Raw genomic sequence first — 20,124 nt, 5'->3', positions numbered from 1 at the left:
TCTATCGTTTATGTGGATAATCCTTGCGTCAATACCGAAGTAAATAGCATGGGATTCCTCGCGCGGCGCGCGCGCCCTCTCTAGGTTCCGCGCAGACAAGGAGTCCGACACCCATGAATTTTGCCAGGCGAACATCTGCTGCCATTTTTGCTGCCGCGCTTTCCTGCGGCGCGCTTTTTACCACGATCGCGCATGCTGATGCGACGCTCGATCGCATCAAGGGTCGCGGGGCGCTGACGGTCGGTGTCATTCTGTCGGGTGCGCCTTTCGGCTATATCGATCCAGCAAGCCAGGAGCAGAAGGGCTATAATCTCGACATCGCCAAGGCGCTTGCCGAGAAGCTCGGCGTCAAGCTGGAAACGGTGACGGTAACGCCGCCGAACCGGGTGCAGTTCCTGCAGCAGGGCAAGGTCGATATCCTGATCGCCAACATGCAGTACACCGAAGAGCGCGCGAAGATCCTCGATTACGTGCCGACGCCTTATGACCGCAGCGGTGGCGCCGCTGTCGGCCGCAAGGATAGCGGCCTGAACGACTGGAGCGACCTCAAGGGCAAGCCGGTTTGCGTCTCCCAGGGCTCGAACTACACGCAGCCGCTGATCGAACAATATGGTGCCGAAGTGAAGGCGCTCCCGAGCCAGCCGGAATCGCTTCTGGCACTGCAGGGCGGCAATTGCGTCGCTGCCGTGCATGTCGGCGCGACCGTCGGTCTCCTTCTTCAAGATCGTCCGGAAGACTGGAAGGATTACAAGATCCTGTTCCCCACCGAACTCGTTCCCTCGGATTCGGTGATCTGGCTACGCAAGGGCGATGGCGACACGCGCGAAGCGCTCGACAAGGCAATTCTTGATCTGCATGCCAATGGCAAGCTCCTCGAATACGCCAAGGCGAACCGCCTGCTCAACACGACCTTCCTGGAAGAGAAACACAAGAAGCTCGAGGGCAAGTGACCTTGTCGGTCGCTTGAGGAGCGGATTGCATGGGGAATTCGATTCTTCAGACCTTCATCGACTGGACTGGCAAGATCGGGCTCCACTACGAGTTCCTGGCCAGCGGCTATGAATCGCAGATCTGGCGTGGTGGTTTCATCACCACGCTTTATTTGATTGCGATCCTCATTCCGGTCAGCCTGATTCTCGGCCTGCTGTTCGCCGCCATGCTGACATCCGGCCGCAAGGCCCTGTCCGCGCCGGTCAGGGCGTTCATCGAAGTGACCCGCAATACGCCGACACTGGTGCAGCTGATGTTCAGCTTTCTGGTGCTGAACACGCTCGTTTCCAATGGTCTTGGCGGCGCACAGCATAATCCTTTGACGCCGTTCTTCTGGGTGATTGCCGTCGTTGGGCTACATGTGGCCGCGCTCCATGCCGATGCGCTTCGCGCCGGCATCGAGGCTGTGCCGGACCAGACTGTCGAGGCGGCCCGTGCGATCGGTTTTACCCGCCTGCAAATCCTGCGTTTTGTCGCAATACCCCTTGCCATCAGGGCGTCTTTGCCGGCGATCGTCAACAACATGATCAATCTGGTGAAGCTGACTACCGTCGGCAATGCGATCGCGGTCAGCGAGATCACCTATGCCTCGATCATGGTCTGGACGCAGCGCGATAATGTCGTCGAGCTGATGATCGTCATTCTGCTGTTCTTCAGCGCCATCAATTTTGCCGTGGCGAGGATCGGGCGCTGGGTCGAGAAGCGGCTTGCCGTGCCGGGCTTCGGGGTCGGCACATGAGCGTTGCAAAACTTTCCCCCGCTCCTTCGAGCAACTGGTTGCCCTGGGCGTTTGGCGCTCTGGTCGCGGCGGCTGTCGTCTGGCTTCTCGCCGATCTCTCGCTGCTGCACGTGCTGATCGAATGGCTGCCCTATCTCGGCAGCGGCTTCCTGATGAATATCCTCATCAGCCTGCTCGCAATGGCAGGCGGTACATTGGTCGGCGTGGCGCTCGGCATTCTCGAGCTGACGCCGCTGAAGATCGTCCGCTATCCGGTGGTTGCCTACGTCCAGATCTTCCGCAATGCGCCGCATCTCGTGTTGATCTTCGCGACGACCTATATTTTCCCCTTCGAAATCGTCGTCTTCGGCCACTATCTGCCGTTTCCCGATTGGGTGAAGGCTGTCATCGGGCTTGCCATTCCGGCCAGCGCGTATGTTGCCGAGATCACACGCGGCGCTATCCAGTCGATCCCGACAACGCAGTGGGAGGCGTCGAAGGGGCTCGGCTTTTCCCGGATGCAGGCGCTGCGCTGGATCATCGTGCCGCAATGCGCCCGCCGCTCGCTTCCGCCCTGGATGAATCTGTTCGCCTCGATCACCATGGCAAGCGCGCTCGCCTCGCTGGTCGGCGTCCATGAATTGCTGCATGCGGCGACCGATGCCAGCACCGCCGTGCGCCGCCTGGATTTCACCGTGCTTGCCTATCTCGTCGTGATGGCGGCGTTCTTTGCCCTTTGCTATCCCATTTCCAGCCTGACGCGCCGCCTCGAGCGCCGCCTCAAAGCTTAAAGGAGCCGGCATGAGCCAAGCTCAGATCAATCCGATCGTCGAACTGGCCGACGTGCATCTCGCCTTTGGATCGACCGAGGTCCTGAAGGGCATCGATCTGACGGTTGCGCGCGGCCAGACCGTTTCGATCATCGGCCCGTCCGGCTCCGGCAAGTCGACGATCCTGCGCTGCATCAATGCGCTGGTTGCGCCGCAGACCGGGCGCATCACGGTCAACGGCGCGCGCGTCGACCAGATGCGCAGCGAGGCCGAGCGTATCAAGCTCAGACAGAAGATCGGGATCGTCTTCCAGCAGTATAATCTCTTTCCGCACCTGTCCGTGCTCGACAATATCACGCTGGCGCCGACACGAATTCTCGGTGTCAGCAAGACCGAAGCCGAACGTCACGCCCGCGATCTGCTGGCGCAGGTACGCCTGTCCGAGAAGGCGGGCGTCTATCCCGGACAGCTTTCCGGCGGCCAGCAGCAGCGTGTGGCGATCGCTCGGGCCTTAGCGATGCGACCCGATCTTGTGCTGTTCGACGAGGTGACTTCGGCGCTCGATCCCGAAACCGTCGGCGAGGTGCTTGCCGTCATTCGTGATCTCGTCAAGGAAGGCATGACCAGCATCCTGGTGACGCACGAAATGCGCTTTGCCGAAGAAATCAGCGATGCCGTGGTCTTCACCGAGAATGGCCTTATCGTTGACCAGGGGGCGCCCGAGGATATCTTCCAGAAGTCGACGAACGCCCGTATCCGCCGTTTCGTCAACGGACTTGCCGGCGGCCGCAACTCGCTTGAAGACGGCGAAGGCATCTGAAGGGATCGATGATGGAAAAGACCTTTCCGCTGACCATCGCCTTTGCCGAGGCTATCGTCTCTGCCGAACCGTTGAAGGATGAGGCTGCCGTTGCCACCGCGCGCAAGGCGATCGTCGATTGGCTTGCTTGTGCCTTCGGTGGCGCTGATGATCGCACGACGCGCATCCTGCTGGAACAGCTGCCGGCGGGCGCAGGCGAGGCTGTGATTATCGGGCAGGGACGTCGCACCGATGCGCTGACCGCCGCCTTGATCAATGCCCATGCCGGCCATGTGCTTGATTATGACGATGTGCATGCGAGCGTGCGCGGTCATCCGACGACGGTGATCGTGCCCGTGCTGCTCGCACTGGCATCGGAAGAGCGGCTGTCGGCCGATCAGCTGATCGCCGGTTATATCGTCGGTCTCGAGGCCATGGCGCGTCTCGGCCTTGCGATCGGCATGCGCCATTACGAGAACGGTTTTCACGCGACCGCGACGCTCGGCACCATCGCTGCCGCTGCGGCTGTCGCGCATGTGCTCGGCTACTCGGTCGAAGAAACCGCAACGGCGCTGGGTCTTGCCGCCACGCATTCGAGCGGCTTGCGTCTGCAGTTCGGCCACGACGCCAAGCCCTATCACGCCGGTATGGCGGCGCGCTCCGGTCTGCTGTCTGCCAAGCTCGCCAAGGCAGGCTTTGGCGGCGCCAGGGATTTTCTCGACAATCCGATCGGCTTCTTCTCGGCCTTCGCGTTTGGCGAACAGCGACCGCAGGCGGCGGTGGAAGGTTGGGGCACTCCCTGGCAGATCGTTGCTCCGGGTCTGACGCTCAAGGCGTTTCCATGCTGCACGGCCAGCCATCCGGTCGGCATGATCGGCCTTCAGCTACATGGCGAAGGGCTGAATGCCGAAACGATCGACGAGGTGGTCATCACCTTCCCGCCGGGCGGCGATGCGGCGCTGGTCGTGACAAACCCCACGACCGGTATCGACGCTCGCTTCAGCGCCGAATATGTCTTCGCCACCGCGTTGGTCGATGGTGCGCTGAAGATCAGCCATTTTGGCGAGACGCCGGTGCGCGACGATTTGATGACAATCGCACGGCGCGTTCGCCGCCGGCACGATGAGACGGCCCCGCGCATGTCCAACGATCCGAAGACGCGCTTCGTCATTGCCGAAGTGACGCTCAGGGACGGAAGCCGGCTGGTCCGCGAGTTCAAGGGCTTGCCGGGTTTGAGCGATCCGACTGAAAAATTCCACGATGCGACGGGCAATCACCCGTCCGTATCGGCCATTCCCGAACTGGTGAGGACCATGCGCAGCGAGGACGATCTTCATCGTCTCATCGCGCTTTTGGCTCACCGTCCGAATTGATCTTCTTCCAAGAAACGCAAGGCATCTATCCATGAGTACGACACGCAAGATCCATCTCGGCCTTTTCCTGCAGGGTGCCGGTCATCATGTGTCCGGCTGGCGTCATCCGGAGGCGGAGGCCGGCAGCGAGAATTTCGATCTCCTGCGCCGGGTCGCGCAGATCGCCGAAGCCGCCAAGTTCGACATGCTGTTCCTGGCCGATGGCCTGACGAGCGGCCTCGATGCGCATCCATCGATGATCGCCCGCTTCGAGCCGCTGACGCTGCTTGCGTCGCTTGCCATGGTGACGGAGAAGATCGGCCTTGCCGCCACGGCCTCCACCACCTATGGCGAACCCTATCATCTGGCCCGCGCCTTCGCCTCGATCGACCATCTGAGCCACGGCCGCGCCGCCTGGAACATCGTCACGACCTCCTACGCGCGCACCGCCGCCAATTTCTCCAAGAGCCATCCGGAGCATGACGAGCGCTATGCCGTGGCCGAAGAGTTCGTCGACGTCGTGCGCGGCCTCTGGGACAGCTGGGCCGACGATGCCTTTCCGAAGGACAAGGAAAGCGGCGTCTATGCCGATCCTGCCAAGGTGCGGGTGCTCGATCACGCCGGCAAATATTATTCGGTCAAAGGACCGCTGAACATCCCGCGCTCGCCGCAGGGCCATCCGATCCTCATTCAGGCCGGTTCCTCCGGCCCCGGCCAGGATCTTGCCGCTCGTACCGCCGATATCGTCTTTACCGCCCAGCAGAGCCTCGACGAGGCGCAGGCCTTCTACAAGAGCCTGAAGGGCCGCGTCGTCGGCTTCGGGCGCAGTGCGGACGATGTCGCCGTCATGCCCGGCTTCCTGCCCGTTATCGGCAGGACGGCCGCCGAAGCGCGCGAGAAGCTCGATGTGCTGAACCGCTGGACGGATATCAAGAGCGCCATGCCGCTGCTGGAAGAACGCATTGGTCATAGCCTGACCGATTATGATCTCGACGGCCCGTTGCCCGATCTGCCGATCTCGGATCAGTTGCGCAGCCGCGCCGAATTGTTGACCGAACTTGCCCGCCGTGAAAAGTTGACGATCCGAGAGCTTGCCCTGCGCGTTGCTGCCGGCCGCGGCCATCACATCGTGCTTGGCACGGCCGAGGAGATCGCTGACCGCATGCAGCTATGGTTCGAGAATGGCGCTGCTGATGGTTTCAACGTCATGCCGCCCTTCTTCCCGGCCGGCCTTGAGGATTTCACCCGTGAGGTCGTGCCGATCCTGCAGGATCGGGACCTCTTCCGCCGCGACTACGAGGGCACGACGCTGCGCGATCATCTTGGTCTCAAGCGGCCTGCCTGGGCGTGACGGTCGCCGAGGTGTTAAGCCTCGGCTTCAGGTCATTTGCTGAGATCAAGCGTACAGACCGAACTGGGCGTTATGCAGTCGGGCATAGGCTCCGCGCCGGGCAAGCAGCTCGTCGTGCGATCCTTGCTCGACAATGCCATTGTCGCCCATGACGATGATGCGGTCGGCATTGCGGATGGTCGACAGCCGGTGGGCGACTACCAGTGTCGTGCGCCCCTTCGCGAGCTCCAACAGCGCCTGCTGGATGGCATATTCCGTTGCCGTATCCAGCGCCGAGGTGGCCTCATCGAGAATGAGGATCGGTGGATCCTTGAGGAAGATGCGGGCAATCGCCAGACGCTGCTTCTGCCCGCCCGAGAGCTTGACGCCACGCTCGCCCGTCGGTGTATCGAGCCCGGCGGGCAGGGAGCGCACGAATTCGTCAAGCGAAGCGCGTTGCAGCGCCTTCATGATGTCTTCGTCGGTCGCTCCCAACCTTCCATAGGCGATGTTTTCGCGAATGGTCGAGCCGAACAGGAAGACGTCCTGTTGCACGATGCCGATCTGGCTGCGCAGCGAGGCCTGCGTCATGTCGCGGATATCGATGCCGTCAATGGTGATGCTGCCTGATGTCACGTCGTAAAAGCGCGGCAGCAGCGAGCAGATGGTCGTCTTGCCAGTGCCGGAGGCGCCGACGAAGGCGACGGTCTCGCCGGCTGCGATTGTCAGGTTGAGATCCTTGAAGATCGTGGTCTGATCTGAGTAGCCGAAGGCGACGCTGTTATAGGCGATATCACCCTTCAGATGCTCGACCGTAACTGCATTTGCCCTGTCGGCAAGGTCCGGTTCGGTGTCGATCAAGGAGAGGAAGCGTTTGAAGCCGGCAATGCCCTTGGGATAAGTCTCGATGACAGACGTAATCTTGTCGATCGGGCGGAAGAAGACGTTGATCAGCAACAGGAAGCTGACGAAGCCGCCATAGCTCAGCTCGGCGGATATAACGAACCAGGTTCCTGCCATCATGACAACGAGCTGCACCAGGCGCGTGCTGAAATAGCTGAGCGCTATGCTCGCCGTCATATAGGCATAGCCATCCAGTTTGGTTGCCTTGTAGTCTTCGTTGTCGCTGGCAAACAGCTGGCTTTCGTATCGCTCATTGGCGAAAGCCTTGACCACGCGGATGCCGCCAACCGTTTCCTGCATTCGCGTATTGAAGTTGCCCACCTTGCCGAACAGACTGCGGGAGTTCACGGTCATCTTGGAGCCGTAGCGGCTGACCAGCCAGGTCATGAACGGCACTATGGTCGTCGTCAGCAGCGCCAGCTTCCAGTGCACGCTGAACATCAGCAGGAAGGCGCCGATGAAGGTCATGATCGCGATAAACAGGTCCTCTGGACCGTGGTGGGCGATTTCGCCCACTTCCTCGAGATCCTTGGTGACGTGGGTGATCAGGTGGCCGGTGCGGTTGTTGTCGAAGTAACGGAAGGACAGCTTCTGGATATGGTCGAAGGCCTGGCGGCGCATATCGGACTCGATCGAGATGCCGAGCGCATGGCCCCAGTAGTTGACGATCGCGGAGAGGCCGGTGTTCATCGCATAGACGACGAGCAGCAAAGCGGCAGTGCCGAAAATCAGGCCCCAGTCGCGGCTCGGCAGCAACTGATCGATGAAGAGCTTGACCGCCAGGGGAAAGCCGAGTTCGAGCAGGCCCGCGAGCACGGCGCAGCCGAAGTCGAGGAAAAACAGCCGCTTGTAACGGGCATAATAGGAAAAGAACCGACGTAGCATGGATGCCCTCCATGGGCACACTGAAGAGGATATGATGGGAGAAGAAGGGACTGAACAGCAGCCCGGGTTCGGCGTCGCCGTCCAGCGCTAATGGGTGCTGAAATTTCTCATCGGGCGATCCTCCTGCTTGAGTCGCGGAATTTTTATAATCCACGCGTGCATTGGTGTCACCCCCAGAAACAAGGGATGACGACACTCCATGTCTCGAAGTGAAGCCTGTGATCTAAGACAGATTCGGTACCATGCTCGCCAGGCGCGCGATAACATCGGCGCGTGTCGGTGCTCCCGATCGCCCGCCGAATATCTCACACTTGATTGCGGCAGCCACCGAAGACAGTTGGATGGCCTCGGCAGGCGCTTTTCCTTCCGCAATGGCAAGCGCAAAGGCGCCATGGAAGATATCGCCGGCTGCCAGCGTGTCGACAGCCTTGATGGCGATTGTCGGGCTATGTCTGATGTCATTGCTTTGGTCGTCGCACCAGAAGCTGCCCGCAGCGCCCGCCGTAACGCAGATGAAAGCCTGGCTGAACCGTTGCTTCAAAAGACGGGTCATCTCGATGAAATCGGTGATCCCGGTGAGGCGTTGCGCCGCCGGTTCGGAAAAGACGATGTGGGTGGCCTCAGGTGCCAGCTGATCGATGATGCCGTCCGGCGCAACATCGCCGTCGAGGACGGCCGGCTTTCCGATCCCTCTTGCCGCTCGCAGAACCCTGAGCGCCAGAGCCGGCCAACGGACATCGACAAGCACGGCATCGAAAGCGGCGATCTCTTCCGGTGTGAAGGTTTTGAGAGTGTGATGCAGTTTCGGATCGTAGAACGGAACGATCAGCCTTTCACCCTCATCGTCCACAAGGATTGTCGCCACGGCAGATTGTGCGCCTTCGGAACGGAGCATGCCTTCGGTGGAGATGCCGGCGCCACTCAGTTCGCGGAGGATGCGTTCGCCCGTCGCGTCGTTACCCACTGCTCCCCACAGGCTTGCCTTGCCGCCAAGCCGCGCAACTGCGAAGGCAGCACTTGAGGCCATGCCCTCGGCGATCTGCAGCATGTCATAAGGCAGGACCTTGCCCTGGCCGGATGGCAGCGTACGGACGCGAAACAGCGTATCGAGAACGGCCGCTCCGACGCAGAGAACGTGCTTCGGCGTGCCCGCCGGCGGATCGAAAATAGTTGAGAAGGTCAAGGCCGCTTTCCACTCGTTTCGTCGAAGTCACGCATGCTGACCTGGCAGATGGCGACATAGGTCCTGTCGCCAAGGCAGGTCTGCAGGCTCTCTATATCGGCCGATAGCATGGATCCGATCTCGTCAGAAAGGGGAGATCAGTCATTTGACGGCGCCGGCGGTCAGGCCTGCGATGATCTGCCGTTGCGCGAACATCGTCAGCACGAGCACCGGCAGCGTCACGATGAGGGCAGCTGCGGCAAGCGGCCCCCAGCTCACTTGCTCGAAGGAAAGCATGTTGTAGACGGCAACGGGCAGCGTGCGGGTCTCGCGGCTGGCAAGCACGATGCCGAAGACGAAGTTGTTCCAGGAGAAGATGACCGAGAGGATGAAGGCAACGACGATGCCGGGCCGCGCGATCGGCAAGGCGATGAGGCGAAAAACCTGCCAGGGGGTGGCGCCGTCGATGCTTGCGGCCTCTTCCAGCTCCATCGGCGTTGTCTCGAAATAGCCGATCATGATCCAGACGACGATCGGCACGGTGACGACGAGATGGATGATGATCTGCGGCCACAGCGTTCCCAACAGGTTGAGCCATTGGAACAGCAGGAACAACGGGATGAGGAAGGAAAGGCCCGGCGTCATGCGGGCGATCATGATGACGATCGCCGACTTCTCAGCTTTCAGCCGCGCGATGCCATAGCCAGCCGGCACGCCGATGATGAGCGCGAGCAGGGTTGCCGCCCCTGTCACCAATATGGAGTTCCAGAAATAGAGGAAGAAGTTGTTTTCCTGGAATACCTGGACGTAGTTCGACCAGGCGAAGCGATCCGGAATGAGGATCGGCGGATAGGCGCCATTATCGATCTCGTATTTCAGCGACAGCGAGATCATCCAGAGGAAGAACAGGACGACCGGCGAGACCATGACCAGGGCCACGAAGAAGAGGCCGATGCGGTTGAGTGTCGAGCGCTTCATATCATTGCCCCTCCGCGTCGGTCCATTTTGTCCGCTGGCGCATCATCAGCAGCATGAAGGACAGCGCGACGATGACGATGAAGAACACCACCGCCATGGCCGAGCCATAGCCGATGTCGTAATAGGCAAAGGCGGTGTTGTAGAGATAGATGTTGATGGTTTCGGACGCCGTTCCCGGACCGCCTTGGGTCATCGCATAGATGATGTCGAAGCTCTTGATCGCGTCGATGCCGCGGATGATGACGGCAATCATCAGGAAAGGTGAGATCATCGGCAGTGTCAGGTAGCGGAACTTCTGCCAGGCATTGGCGCCGTCGATTTCGGCGCTCTCATAGGGTTCGCGCGGCACTGAGGCGAGACCGCCGAGCACGATCAGCATGACCAGCGGCGTCCACTGCCAGACCTCGACCAGAACGAGCGAGGGAATGACGCTCATCTGATTGTAGATCCATTCCTGCGGCCCGATGCCCACAAGCGACAGCAGGTAGTTGAGCACGCCAAGTTGAGGATGGAACATCATAGTCCAGACGAGTGCCACAGCAACCGGTGTCGCCATCATCGGCATGACGAAGACGCCGCGCAGGAAGCCGCGCAGTGGAAAATTCGCATCGAAGATCAGGGCCGCCAGCGTTCCGAATATCAGCGGAGCGACGACTGACAGCACGGTATAGAGGACCGTGTGCCAGAGCGACTCCCAGAAGCGCTGATCGGTTGCCAGGCGGACGTAGTTGTCCAAGCCGATGAAGCTCTGCGATTGGCCGAGCGTCCATTTGTTCACGCTCATCCACAGGGTGAAGACCCAGGGGAAGACGATGACGGCCGCAATGACGATCAGTGCCGGAATGACGAAAGGCCAGTAGTTGGGAACAAGCCTTTTCGGCTTGCTCCTCTTCTCAGCCGCAGCCGCTCTGGTGTCTTCGATGCTCACAGAGGCCATTATCCCTCGCTTCGTGCCAATACCGGCTCGAACTGCGCCGTTGCCGTCTTCAGTTCGCTTGCCGGGTCGGCGCCGCCGATCATGTTGGTCAGCGCCACGCCGTAGATATCGCGGAACTCGGTGACCGGGATGATGACGGGCAGAGCGAGCTGCGAGACCTTGGCGGAGCCGGCAACGGCGTCCAGCCACGGCCCAGGCATTTTGACGCCCTCACGGACCTTCTGATCCTCGAGAATGGACTGGCGGAACGGAACGCCGGCGCCGGCCTGCAGCAAGCGCGCGCCCATATCGTGGGAGATCGCCCATTGGCAGAAGAGATAGGCGGCTTCCTTCTTCTGGCTGGCGGCTGTCACACCAATGCCGTCGCCGGTGGTTGCCGCAGCCTGTGCACTCGGTCCCTTCGGCATGACGCCATAACCGACCTGGCCGACGACGCGGGACTTTTCCGGATTTTCGATCGGCGGAGCGAAGCCGACGCCGTCAAGCCACATGCCGATCTTGCCCTGCAGGAAGGCCGACTGTGCCTCTGCCCAGTTAAAGCCGGAAACGCCGGGAGGTGCCGATTTGGTCATCAGGCGCTGATAGAGAGATGCGGCATCCACCGCTGCCTGCGAGGTCGTCTGCAGCTTGCCATCAGGCGAAAGCGGCGTGCCGCCGTAGCCGAGCATGAAGGTCGTCCAGACCGGCGCATTGGCGTTCTTGAGGCCGCGTGCGACGAAACCGTAGGTGTTTGTGGACTTGTCCGTCAGCGCCTCGGCAGCCTTCGCCATGTCCTCGAAGGTCTCGGGATAGGCAAGGCCCTTCTTTTCGAACAGGGTCTTGTTCCAGTAGACGATCCAGTAATCCACCGAGAAGGGCAGGGAGCGCATGACGCCGGCGGAATCCTTGGCGAATTTCAGGCCCGCCTCGGCAAAATCGCTTTCCGTCAACGACGGATCGGTCAGGGACGGGTCCTTGAGGAAGCCGCTGATATCGGCAAGCCAGCCACCCTTTTCGAACTGGCGCTTCTGGACGTGATAGCTGAGGTGGACGACGTCGAAGCTTGGTTTGCCGGTGCTGAGCTCGATCGTCGTCTTCTGGCGCTGTTGTTGTTCCGGTGTTGCCTCGGCGTTGACCTTGATTCCCGTCAGCGCTTCGAACTCGCTCAGATATTTGAGCAGAGTGTCGCTGCGCGGGCTCTTGATCAGGTTGACTTCGAGCGTCGTGCCGGAAAAGCGCTTCCAGTCGACGGCGGCCGCGGCGGTGCGGACGCCCAGCAAGCTTGCGGCGCCGAGTGCTGCCGTGCCGGCCATGAAGCCGCGACGCGTTGGATTGAACAATGACGATGACATGCTGTTCCTCCTCCTTTGGCCGAAAATCTCCTCATTCGCGGCCTTGTTTATTCAAAATTTCAATGCGCGGTCCCGTGCTCCGTTGATATGGGAGGCGAGTGCGGCAACGGCTTCCTCTGCCGATCGACGCTGGATTGCTTCGAGCACTTTCAGGTGCTCGCTCATGACGGGTCCGACATGTCCGTTGATGCGGAACCTGTCCTGGCTGATCAGGCGCATCTTGATGGAGTTGACCCGGTAGGCATTCGAAATGATGGTATTGCCGAGCGCGTCAATGAAGGCGTCGTGCATACCCCAATCGACCGATTGTGCGTGAAGCTCGAGTTCCTGCGATGTATCGCCGGAACGGATGGCATCGGCGATATCGCGATGATCTTTCATCAGCTTAGCAATCGTCTCGTCTGAAGCCGAATAGGTAAAAAGCGCGACGGCTTCCTTCTCCAGGAAGATGCGAAGCTGGAATGCCTCGCGGATCAGGTCGAGATCGATATGGGCGATCTGCAGCCCGCGCTGCGGCACCGTCTTGATCAGCCCTTCGGCTTCCAGGCGGGGAATCAGCTCGCGGATGGCTCCGAGCGTCAATCCCGTCAGTTCGACAAGCCGTCTTTGCGAGATGAACTGGCCAGGCCGAACGTCGCGCGCCAGCAGATGGCGCGTGAAGCTCTCATAGGCTTTCTCTCTCAAGGTCGGCTGTTCTGTTCCATCCATCGGCGGCTCCGGACAGTTCGGTTAGGCTGCCTTGGCGCGGAACAAGGCGCCGAAGTCAGTAAAGAGCTTGTCACAATCTTGCCTGCTGATTGGCACAAGAGGTGGCCGCACGGCAAGCCAGCTTTCGTCATTCGTCACTCGAGCAAGGATGGCCTTGATGGAAGGGATGACAGGATGGCGCACCAGTTCCTCGACAAAGCGCTCGACATTGGCGTCGTCGACACCCTTTTCCGCCATGGCCTGCACTTCTCTCGGAAGCAGGTTGGCCATACCGGAAATCGCGCCTTGTCCGCCGAGGCGCACGCCGCGCGCCAGATGCCGTTCGTCACCGATCAGGATGATGAGATCGCCATGCGTCTTCAGCAGCGTCTCGGTATAGGGCCAGTCACCGGAGGAATCCTTGACGCCGACGACGACATCCGGAAAGGCCTCGCGCAGCCGACCGACCAGAGCAACGGAGAGAGGCACCATCGTCACCGATGGAATATTATAGACGATGACGTCGCGTGCATGTGTTCCAAGCATGGTGAAGACGGCCGCGAACCACTTGAAGAGCCCATCGTCGCTGACATTCTTGAAATAGGAGGGAGGCGCCAGAAGAATGCTGCGGACACCCTGGGCAAGGGCTTGGCCCGCCTGGGACGCTGCGTCTTCGGCGGCATCAACAAGCACACCCATGACGATCTGCGAGGGAGCGATGCCTGCCGTGATCATCGCGGTCAGCACTTGTTGCCGTTCCTGCATGCCGATCGAGGCGCCTTCACCCGTGGTGCCGAAAAGCGTCACGCTCGTGCATCCATTCGAAAGGCAGTGCTTGGCCTGGGTGATCACGCCCGAAACGGCAATCTCGCCATTGGCGTCAAAAGGGGTTGCCAGGGCAGCCGACAGGCCAAAACGCTCTTTCATACGATCCTCCCGATCTTGTGAGATCAGGCGTATCATGCTGACATGTTAGTTGTAAAGGCAACTGGTAATCAGTGCATCACAAGTGCGTGTTTGGTTGTGGATGAATGGAGAACGCGCGCCCGCTAGCTTTGAACCGGCACGTAGTCGAGCCCGCCATCGATCCGCGCAGGCCTGCCGTCGAGGAAGAGCTCACCGATGCGTGGCGCCGAGCGGGCGATCACCTTGCCGCTCTTGATGACGGCCAGGCGGTTTGGCTTCAGGCGCAGTGCTTCCACCGTGTCGACGGCCTGCAGGATGACAAAATCGGCGTTGCAGCCCTTTGCCAGGCCATAGCCCTCCAGGCCAAGCGTTTTGGCGGAATTAACGGTCAGTGCATCGAAGATCTTCTTCTTGTCCTCGATGCCGGCCATCTGCGCGACGTGGATCGCCATGTGACCGACTTCGAGCATGTCGCCCGAGCCCATCGAATACCAGGGATCCATCACGCAATCATGGCCGAAGGAAACGTTGAGGCCGGCGTCCATCAGTTCGCGCACGCGCGTCATGCCGCGGCGCTTCGGATAGGTATCATGTCGGCCCTGCAGCATGATGTTGATCAGCGGGTTGGGAATGACGTTGATCTTCGCTTCCGCCATCAGCGGGATGAGCTTGGAGACGTAGTAATTGTCCATCGAATGCATCGAGGTCAGATGCGAGCCGGCAACCCGGCCCTGCAGTCCGAAGCGAATGGTTTCAGCTGCAAGTGTCTCAATGTGGCGCGACATCGGATCGTCGGTCTCATCGCAATGCATATCGACGGGAAGGCCGCGATCGGCCGCGATCCGGCAAAGCGCTTCGACGGAAGCCTTGCCTTCGTCCATGGTGCGCTCGAAATGCGGGATGCCGCCGACGATATCGACGCCCATGTCTAGGGCGCGGTTCAGCGAAGCTACACCGTCCTTGGCGCGGTAGTAGCCGTCCTGCGGGAAGGCGACGAGCTGCAGGTCGATATAGGGTTTGACCCTATCCCTGACCTCAAGCAGCGCTTCGGCCGTCACCAGCTTGGGGTCGGAGGTATCGACATGGCTGCGAATAAAAAGCAGGCCTTGGGTGACTGCGAGGTCGCAATAGCGTAGCGCACGGTCGACGAGCTCTTCCTTCGTTACGATCGGGCGCAGCTCCCCCCAGAGTGCGATGCCTTCAAGGAGCGTGCCTGACACATTCATGCGTGGCAGGCCGAGCGAGAGGGTCGCATCCATATGAAAATGCGGATCGACGAAGGGCGAGCTCACCAGCCGGTTGGTCGCATCGATCTCTTCTTTTGCCTCTGGTGTGATCTTGGCTTCGATCGCGGCGATCTTGCCGTCCTTGACAGCGATATCGATGCCCTTGCGGCCATCGGGGAGATTGGCGTTGCGAATGATCAGGTCGAACATGGAAGGCTCCTCGGATTATCTTTCGCCGCGGCGGTAGGGCTGCATCAGCGCCTGCGGCACGCGGGCGTGCCGGCTCATGACGGCAAGCGCGACGATGGACAGGATGTAGGGTGTCATCAGGAAGATCTGGTAGGGTATGCCTTGCACCGCTGTCTGCAGCCGCAGCTGGAAGGCATCGAAGAAGGCGAAGAGCAGCGCTCCAAACAGCGCGCGGCCCGGTCGCCAGGACGAGAAGACCACGAGTGCGATACAGATCCAGCCACGGCCCTGCACCATGGTCGGAAAGAAGCTGTTGAAGGCTGAAAGCGTCAGGAACGCACCGCCCATTCCCATCAAGGCGCTGCCGGCAATGACTGCGCCATAGCGCACCTTCATCGGGTTTACACCCTGTGCCTCGGCGGCGTGCGGGTTTTCACCGGTCATGCGAATGGCAAGCCCGACCGGTGTGCGGAAGATGATGTAGGCGAGGATAAGCGCCAGGACGATCGCTAGATAGCTGGGTGCCGTCTGTGTGAACAGGGCAGGGCCAATGAACGGCAGAGTGGACAGCCCGGGAATGGCAATCGGCTGGAAGGGCGTGATCGTCGGCGGCGTCCCCGCGACCGGCACGATCAGCCGGAAGACATAGTAGCTGAAACTGGAGGCAAAGAGCGTCACACCGAGGCCGGAGACGTGTTGCGACAGGCCGAGCGTCACCGTCAGCGCCGAATGGAGCAGTCCGAAAATGCCGCCGGCGATCGCCGCGACAAGGAGCCCGGTCCAGAGATCGGCGCCGTGATAGACAGAGAGCCAGCCGATCATCGCGCCGAAGGTCATGATGCCCTCGATGCCGAGATTGAGGACGCCCGCGCGTTCGCAGAGGAGTGCGCCAAGCGTGCCGAAGATCAGCGGCGTTGCTATGCGCAGCACGGCTGCCCAAAGTCCGGCTGATGCAATGATGTCGATCAGCGTGCTCATCGGCGTATCCTGTATTGCGTGAAGAACAGTGCGATCAGCATGGTCAACAGCGACAAGGCGACCGTGACGTCGGCGATATAGGTGGGAATGCCGAGGCTTCGGCTCATTCCATCGGCGCCGACGAACATCGTTGCGGTGAAGATCGCGGCGAGTACCACGCCGAGCGCATTGAGATTGGCAAGCATGGCAACGACGATGCCGGCATAGCCAAAACCTGGCGACAGATCCGTCGTGACATAGCCCTTGACGCCCAATACCTCGATTGCCCCGGCAAGCCCCGCAAGTCCGCCGGAAAGGCAGGCAACCTTGACCAGTGTCGATCCAAGCCGGACGCCGGCAAAGGCGGCGCCGGACGGATTGAGGCCTGCGGCGCGAGATTGCATGCCGAACACCGTGCGCGACTGGATGAAGTAGACGACCGCAGCAAGCCCGATGGCGATCGCAAAGCCGATATGGAGACGCGAGCGCGCGATCAGTTTCGGCAGCATGGCGTGATCGACGACGGCCTGGGATTGCGGCCAGCCGAATGCCGTCGGATCCTTCAGCACGCCATCAATCAGCATCGAGACGAAGAGTACTGCAATGAAGTTGAGGATGAGGCTGGTCACGACCTCATCGACGGAAAAGCGAAGTCTCAACCACAGGGGAACGAGGATCAATACCATGCCGGCGAGGGCGCCGATCACCAGAAGCAGCGGAATGAGGATGGGTGCGGGCAGTCCGGCGAGCCATTTCGAACCGAAGGCGGCGACGGCAATCGCGCCGAAATAGAACTGGCCCTCGGCGCCGATATTCCAAAGCCGGGCGCGAAAGGCGACTGCCGCCGCAAGCCCCGTCAGGATGAGTGGCGTGGCGCGCGTCAGTGTCTCGGTGGCGGAAAGCCGCGAGCCGAAGGCACCCATCAGAATGCGCCAATAGGCTTCGAGCACCGGCGCGCCGGCAATGGCGATGAGGATTCCCGCCAGTGCCAGCGCGGCAACGACCGCGAGCAAGGGGGCGAGGATCATCATGTATAGGGGGCGATGTTCTCGCCGTTCAAACCGCATGACCGTCCCTGTTGTTGCTGTTCCATTCTCCGGCCATCATCAGCCCCAGCGACCGGGCATCTGCCTTGCCCGCATCGATGGGCGAGGAAAGCTGACCGCCGACGATTGCCTGGATGCGGTCCGCAAGAGCGATGACCTCATCCAGATCCTCGGAAATCAGCAGTACGGCCGTACCCTGTCGGCGTGCCTCCAATATGCGGCCATGAACGGCGGCCACCGCGCCTTCGTCCAGGCCGCGCGCCGGCTGGGCGGCAACAAGGATGCGCGGGCGTTCGCGCAGGTTTCGGCCGAGGATCAATTTTTGCATGTTGCCACCGGACAAAAGCCGGGTGCGGCTCGTCGGATTGCCGCCGCGCACATCGAATGCGTCGATGATCTCCTGCGCGAAAGCCATGCCGGCCTTGCGATCGACCAATCCGCGCTTCGAGAAGGCAGGGAGGCGCTCCAGTACGGCATTTTCCCAGATCGCCATTTCGCCGATTGCGCCATCGCGGTTGCGATCCTCCGGGATGCGTCCGATGCCGGCGTCGATGACAGCAGCCACATCGAGATCGCCGATGGGCTCACCGAACAGCAGAAGTTCGCCGGACGTGCGGTCCAATATGCCGGATAGAACTTGTCCCAGTGCCGCCTGCCCGTTGCCGGATACGCCGATAATGCCGAGGATCTCGCCGGCGCGCAGATGGAAACTGACCTTCTTCAGTCGTTCGACACCGCCGATTTTCACGGTGATATCGCGCGCTTCCAGCGCGATATCACCCGGCGCACTTGCTTCGCGGGTCGGTCGCGTCACGCGATGGCCGACCATGAGCTCCGCAAGCTCAGCCTTGCTGGTCTCGGATGCCAGCCGCTCCGCCGCAACCTTGCCGCCACGCAGAACGACGATACGATCGGCCGTCGCCATGACTTCATCGAGCTTGTGCGAGATGAAGATCAATGACAGGCCCTGCGCGGCCATCTGCTTCAGTGTCGCAAACAGCCGTTCCGCCTCGATTTGCGTCAGCACGGCCGTGGGTTCGTCGAGGATCAGGATGCGGGCATCATTATAGAGCGCCTTGAGGATTTCGACACGCTGCTGCTCGCCGACCGAGAGGTCGCCGAGACGCGCGTCCGGATCGACCTTCAGGCCGAACCGCTCGGCAATTGCCACCAGCTTTCTGCGCGCGGCGCCGGATTGCGATCGCGGCGACCAGAGCTTTTCCGTGCCGGTCATGACGTTTTCAAGCACGGTCAGATTGGGCGCGAGCGAAAAATGCTGATGGACCATGCCGACACCGGCGCGGATTGCGGCGCGGGGCTTGCCGCGCGGGAGTTCGGAACCATCGACGAGAATACGCCCGGCGTCGGGCACGTAATGACCGAAGAGAATGCTCATGAGCGTGGTCTTGCCGGCACCGTTTTCCCCAAGCAGGGCGACAATCTCGCCCTTGGCCAGTGTCAGCGAGATATTGTCGTTGGCGATGGTGCTACCGAATCTTTTGCTGACACCTTCGATGGTGAGAACGGGTGTGTTCATGCGGCAAGGCCAGCGATGGGATAGCGATGCTGCCAGCGGCCGTCCACTTCGAGCTGGGCTGCAAGCGAAAGCAACAGTGCCTCTTCACCCATCGGCGCCAGGATTTGGACCGGCAGTGGCAGACCATCCCTATCAATGCCGAAGGGGAGGGTGATGGCTGGAAAACCCGAGACGTTGGCGAGTGATGCAAGCGGTGCGAAGGCTGTCATGCGTTCAAGATGCAGGTCGGTATCGGCATGATCTGTTGGAAAGGATCCGATCGGCGGCGGCGCTGTCGCAAGCATCGGCATGACGATGACATCGACCGTTTCGAACAGGTCCCACAGTGTGCGGCTTGCTCTCACCGCGCCATTGAGGGAGTTCCAAAGTGCCGCTCCAGATGTCGCGCGTCCACGCATGATGAAAGCCTGCGTCATTGTTTCGGCTGCGAGACTATCCAGTTTGAGCTCGTCCACCAAGCCGGCGATATTGACGGAAATAATGTCGGCGAACGCACGGCCACTGGCCATAACTGCTTCTTCGAATTGAGCCCAGTCGAGCGCAACGAGGTGGTGTCCCTGCTTCTCAAGATGTCCGGCAGCTGCTTCTACGGCCTCGAGCCGGTCGGCGGCAGTCGAGTAGCGCTCGCCCGTGTCCAGGAGCAGGCCGACCTGGAGGGAGGCCGCTTGTGTGATGGGTGTCACGATGTCAGCGAACGGGCCTCTGGTCTTGCCGCGAATGGCATCGAAAATCCGAGCCGTGTCGCGCACGGAGCGTGTGACCGCGAGTTCGCTGGCAATGCCGCCGAGATGATTGCCGAAGGAAGGACCGGCAGGCACGGCGCCACGCGTTGGCTTCAGGCCAACCAGTCCGCAACATGCCGCTGGCACGCGGATCGAGCCTCCGGCGTCCGTCGCATGAGCAATTGACACGATACCGGCTGCCACGGCGGCGGCCGCGCCACCCGAAGAGCCGCCGGCTGTGCGGCTCGGATCCAGCGGGTTTCGACAGAGCGGGCCGATGGCTGGCTCGGAGGCCAGCGAAAAGCCGAATTCCGGGCTCGTGCTCAGCCCGAACGGACAGAGGCCGGCGTCGCGATATCGTTTTGCGAGGTCGCTATCCGAGCCTTTGCCTTCGCGCTTGAAAAGGCGCGAGCCAGCCGTCACTGGCAGCCCCGCGAAGGGGCCGCCGAGATCCTTGGCGATGGTGGGTACGCCGGCGAAGGATCGCGCGGCGAAGCGCTCAGGCTGCTCTGATGCTTCCCGATCCAGCATTTGCGCGGTTGCAAGCCCCAAAGCGGCATCGAGATAGGCGATGGCGCCGAGATCTTGATGTGTTTCACATGCTGCAAGAGAGGCCTGCATGGCATCCGCGCAGGAGAGCTTGCCGGACTTGATGGCTACGGCAAGATCGGTGGCGTCAGCGGACGGCTGGGTGCTCAT

The 20,124-nt window shown here is 61.1% G+C and carries 18 protein-coding genes; 6 read left to right on the top strand and 12 right to left on the bottom strand.

The features are described from left to right. Positions 1-113 precede the first annotated feature (113 nt). From ACQZ6F_RS03595 to ACQZ6F_RS03570, 6 genes are read left to right on the top strand one after another with little or no spacing between them, the layout of a single operon-like run. Positions 114-950, top strand: coding sequence for a transporter substrate-binding domain-containing protein (locus tag ACQZ6F_RS03595; protein WP_449092685.1), 837 nt, complete (start codon positions 114-116; stop codon positions 948-950). 29 nt (positions 951-979) lie between these two features. Then, a complete protein-coding gene (locus ACQZ6F_RS03590) occupies positions 980-1,729 on the top strand; it encodes an amino acid ABC transporter permease (RefSeq protein ID WP_449092684.1) in 750 nt (249 codons plus the stop codon). Then, positions 1,726-2,499, top strand: coding sequence for an amino acid ABC transporter permease (locus ACQZ6F_RS03585; protein WP_449092683.1), 774 nt, complete (start codon positions 1,726-1,728; stop codon positions 2,497-2,499). The genes ACQZ6F_RS03590 and ACQZ6F_RS03585 overlap by 4 nt, the downstream gene beginning before the upstream one ends. Positions 2,500-2,509: 10 nt before the next feature. Continuing rightward, on the top strand, positions 2,510-3,298 hold the full coding sequence (locus ACQZ6F_RS03580) for an amino acid ABC transporter ATP-binding protein (RefSeq protein ID WP_449092682.1): 789 nt from the start codon (positions 2,510-2,512) through the stop codon (positions 3,296-3,298). 11 nt (positions 3,299-3,309) lie between these two features. Beyond that, a complete protein-coding gene (locus ACQZ6F_RS03575) occupies positions 3,310-4,650 on the top strand; it encodes an MmgE/PrpD family protein (RefSeq protein ID WP_449093129.1) in 1,341 nt (446 codons plus the stop codon). Positions 4,651-4,681: 31 nt separating this feature from the next. Beyond that, positions 4,682-5,980, top strand: a complete 1,299-nt coding sequence (locus ACQZ6F_RS03570) for an LLM class flavin-dependent oxidoreductase (protein WP_449092681.1) — start codon at positions 4,682-4,684, stop codon at positions 5,978-5,980. Between the two features lie 45 nt (positions 5,981-6,025). Here the strand turns inward: ACQZ6F_RS03570 and ACQZ6F_RS03565 are convergent, their stop codons facing one another. From ACQZ6F_RS03565 to ACQZ6F_RS03510, 12 genes are all read right to left on the bottom strand, one after another. Beyond that, entirely contained in the window at positions 6,026-7,747 is a 1,722-nt protein-coding gene (locus tag ACQZ6F_RS03565; RefSeq protein WP_449092680.1) for an ABC transporter ATP-binding protein, read from the bottom strand. A gap of 223 nt (positions 7,748-7,970) precedes the next feature. Then, complete coding sequence (locus tag ACQZ6F_RS03560; protein WP_449092679.1) at positions 7,971-8,930, bottom strand: sugar kinase; 960 nt, start codon at positions 8,928-8,930, stop codon at positions 7,971-7,973. Positions 8,931-9,071: 141 nt separating this feature from the next. Beyond that, entirely contained in the window at positions 9,072-9,887 is an 816-nt protein-coding gene (locus ACQZ6F_RS03555; RefSeq protein WP_449092678.1) for a carbohydrate ABC transporter permease, read from the bottom strand. Between the two features lies 1 nt (position 9,888). Continuing rightward, a complete protein-coding gene (locus ACQZ6F_RS03550; RefSeq protein ID WP_449092677.1) occupies positions 9,889-10,824 on the bottom strand; it encodes a carbohydrate ABC transporter permease in 936 nt (311 codons plus the stop codon). After that, entirely contained in the window at positions 10,824-12,155 is a 1,332-nt protein-coding gene (locus ACQZ6F_RS03545; RefSeq protein WP_449092676.1) for an ABC transporter substrate-binding protein, read from the bottom strand. The genes ACQZ6F_RS03550 and ACQZ6F_RS03545 overlap by 1 nt, the downstream gene beginning before the upstream one ends. Positions 12,156-12,206: 51 nt before the next feature. Beyond that, positions 12,207-12,863: a GntR family transcriptional regulator gene (locus ACQZ6F_RS03540; protein WP_068393646.1), complete on the bottom strand. Its 657-nt coding sequence runs from the start codon at positions 12,861-12,863 to the stop codon at positions 12,207-12,209. Positions 12,864-12,884: 21 nt separating this feature from the next. Further along, the gene (locus tag ACQZ6F_RS03535) at positions 12,885-13,769 is read right to left on the bottom strand and encodes a dihydrodipicolinate synthase family protein (RefSeq protein WP_449092675.1); all 885 of its coding nucleotides are present in this window, start codon (positions 13,767-13,769) and stop codon (positions 12,885-12,887) included. A 122-nt stretch (positions 13,770-13,891) separates the two neighbouring features. Then, positions 13,892-15,184 carry an amidohydrolase family protein gene (locus ACQZ6F_RS03530; protein ID WP_449092674.1) on the bottom strand — a complete coding sequence of 431 codons (1,293 nt, stop codon included), beginning with the start codon at positions 15,182-15,184 and terminating at the stop codon, positions 13,892-13,894. A 15-nt stretch (positions 15,185-15,199) separates the two neighbouring features. After that, on the bottom strand, positions 15,200-16,141 hold the full coding sequence (locus ACQZ6F_RS03525; RefSeq protein WP_449092673.1) for an ABC transporter permease: 942 nt from the start codon (positions 16,139-16,141) through the stop codon (positions 15,200-15,202). Continuing rightward, positions 16,138-17,187 (bottom strand): ABC transporter permease, encoded by a 1,050-nt coding sequence (locus ACQZ6F_RS03520; RefSeq protein WP_449092672.1) that lies wholly within the window; start codon positions 17,185-17,187, stop codon positions 16,138-16,140. Before ACQZ6F_RS03520 ends, ACQZ6F_RS03525 begins: the two co-directional genes overlap by 4 nt. Then, on the bottom strand, positions 17,177-18,703 hold the full coding sequence (locus ACQZ6F_RS03515; protein ID WP_449092671.1) for an ABC transporter ATP-binding protein: 1,527 nt from the start codon (positions 18,701-18,703) through the stop codon (positions 17,177-17,179). The genes ACQZ6F_RS03520 and ACQZ6F_RS03515 overlap by 11 nt, the downstream gene beginning before the upstream one ends. Continuing rightward, positions 18,700-20,124 (bottom strand): amidase, encoded by a 1,425-nt coding sequence (locus tag ACQZ6F_RS03510; RefSeq protein WP_449092670.1) that lies wholly within the window; start codon positions 20,122-20,124, stop codon positions 18,700-18,702. Before ACQZ6F_RS03510 ends, ACQZ6F_RS03515 begins: the two co-directional genes overlap by 4 nt.

It is taken from the genome of Rhizobium sp. A22-96 (genome assembly GCF_053521805.1).
The sequence above is the reverse complement of the archived record's forward strand: the minus strand, read 5'-3'. Positions and strand labels throughout refer to the sequence as shown.

What these genes read in the sequence shown, in the direction of transcription:
- ACQZ6F_RS03595 (WP_449092685.1), top strand. Translation starts at nt 114, where the DNA reads ATGAATTTTGCCAGGCGAACATCTGCTGCCATTTTTGCTGCCGCGCTT.
- ACQZ6F_RS03590 (WP_449092684.1), top strand. Translation starts at nt 980, where the DNA reads ATGGGGAATTCGATTCTTCAGACCTTCATCGACTGGACTGGCAAGATC.
- ACQZ6F_RS03585 (WP_449092683.1), top strand. Translation starts at nt 1,726, where the DNA reads ATGAGCGTTGCAAAACTTTCCCCCGCTCCTTCGAGCAACTGGTTGCCC.
- ACQZ6F_RS03580 (WP_449092682.1), top strand. Translation starts at nt 2,510, where the DNA reads ATGAGCCAAGCTCAGATCAATCCGATCGTCGAACTGGCCGACGTGCAT.
- ACQZ6F_RS03575 (WP_449093129.1), top strand. Translation starts at nt 3,310, where the DNA reads ATGGAAAAGACCTTTCCGCTGACCATCGCCTTTGCCGAGGCTATCGTC.
- ACQZ6F_RS03570 (WP_449092681.1), top strand. Translation starts at nt 4,682, where the DNA reads ATGAGTACGACACGCAAGATCCATCTCGGCCTTTTCCTGCAGGGTGCC.
- ACQZ6F_RS03565 (WP_449092680.1), bottom strand. Translation starts at nt 7,747, where the DNA reads ATGCTACGTCGGTTCTTTTCCTATTATGCCCGTTACAAGCGGCTGTTT.
- ACQZ6F_RS03555 (WP_449092678.1), bottom strand. Translation starts at nt 9,887, where the DNA reads ATGAAGCGCTCGACACTCAACCGCATCGGCCTCTTCTTCGTGGCCCTG.
- ACQZ6F_RS03550 (WP_449092677.1), bottom strand. Translation starts at nt 10,824, where the DNA reads ATGGCCTCTGTGAGCATCGAAGACACCAGAGCGGCTGCGGCTGAGAAG.
- ACQZ6F_RS03545 (WP_449092676.1), bottom strand. Translation starts at nt 12,155, where the DNA reads ATGTCATCGTCATTGTTCAATCCAACGCGTCGCGGCTTCATGGCCGGC.
- ACQZ6F_RS03540 (WP_068393646.1), bottom strand. Translation starts at nt 12,863, where the DNA reads ATGGATGGAACAGAACAGCCGACCTTGAGAGAGAAAGCCTATGAGAGC.
- ACQZ6F_RS03535 (WP_449092675.1), bottom strand. Translation starts at nt 13,769, where the DNA reads ATGAAAGAGCGTTTTGGCCTGTCGGCTGCCCTGGCAACCCCTTTTGAC.
- ACQZ6F_RS03530 (WP_449092674.1), bottom strand. Translation starts at nt 15,184, where the DNA reads ATGTTCGACCTGATCATTCGCAACGCCAATCTCCCCGATGGCCGCAAG.
- ACQZ6F_RS03525 (WP_449092673.1), bottom strand. Translation starts at nt 16,141, where the DNA reads ATGAGCACGCTGATCGACATCATTGCATCAGCCGGACTTTGGGCAGCC.
- ACQZ6F_RS03520 (WP_449092672.1), bottom strand. Translation starts at nt 17,187, where the DNA reads ATGCGGTTTGAACGGCGAGAACATCGCCCCCTATACATGATGATCCTC.
- ACQZ6F_RS03515 (WP_449092671.1), bottom strand. Translation starts at nt 18,703, where the DNA reads ATGAACACACCCGTTCTCACCATCGAAGGTGTCAGCAAAAGATTCGGT.
- ACQZ6F_RS03510 (WP_449092670.1), bottom strand. Translation starts at nt 20,124, where the DNA reads ATGAGCACCCAGCCGTCCGCTGACGCCACCGATCTTGCCGTAGCCATC.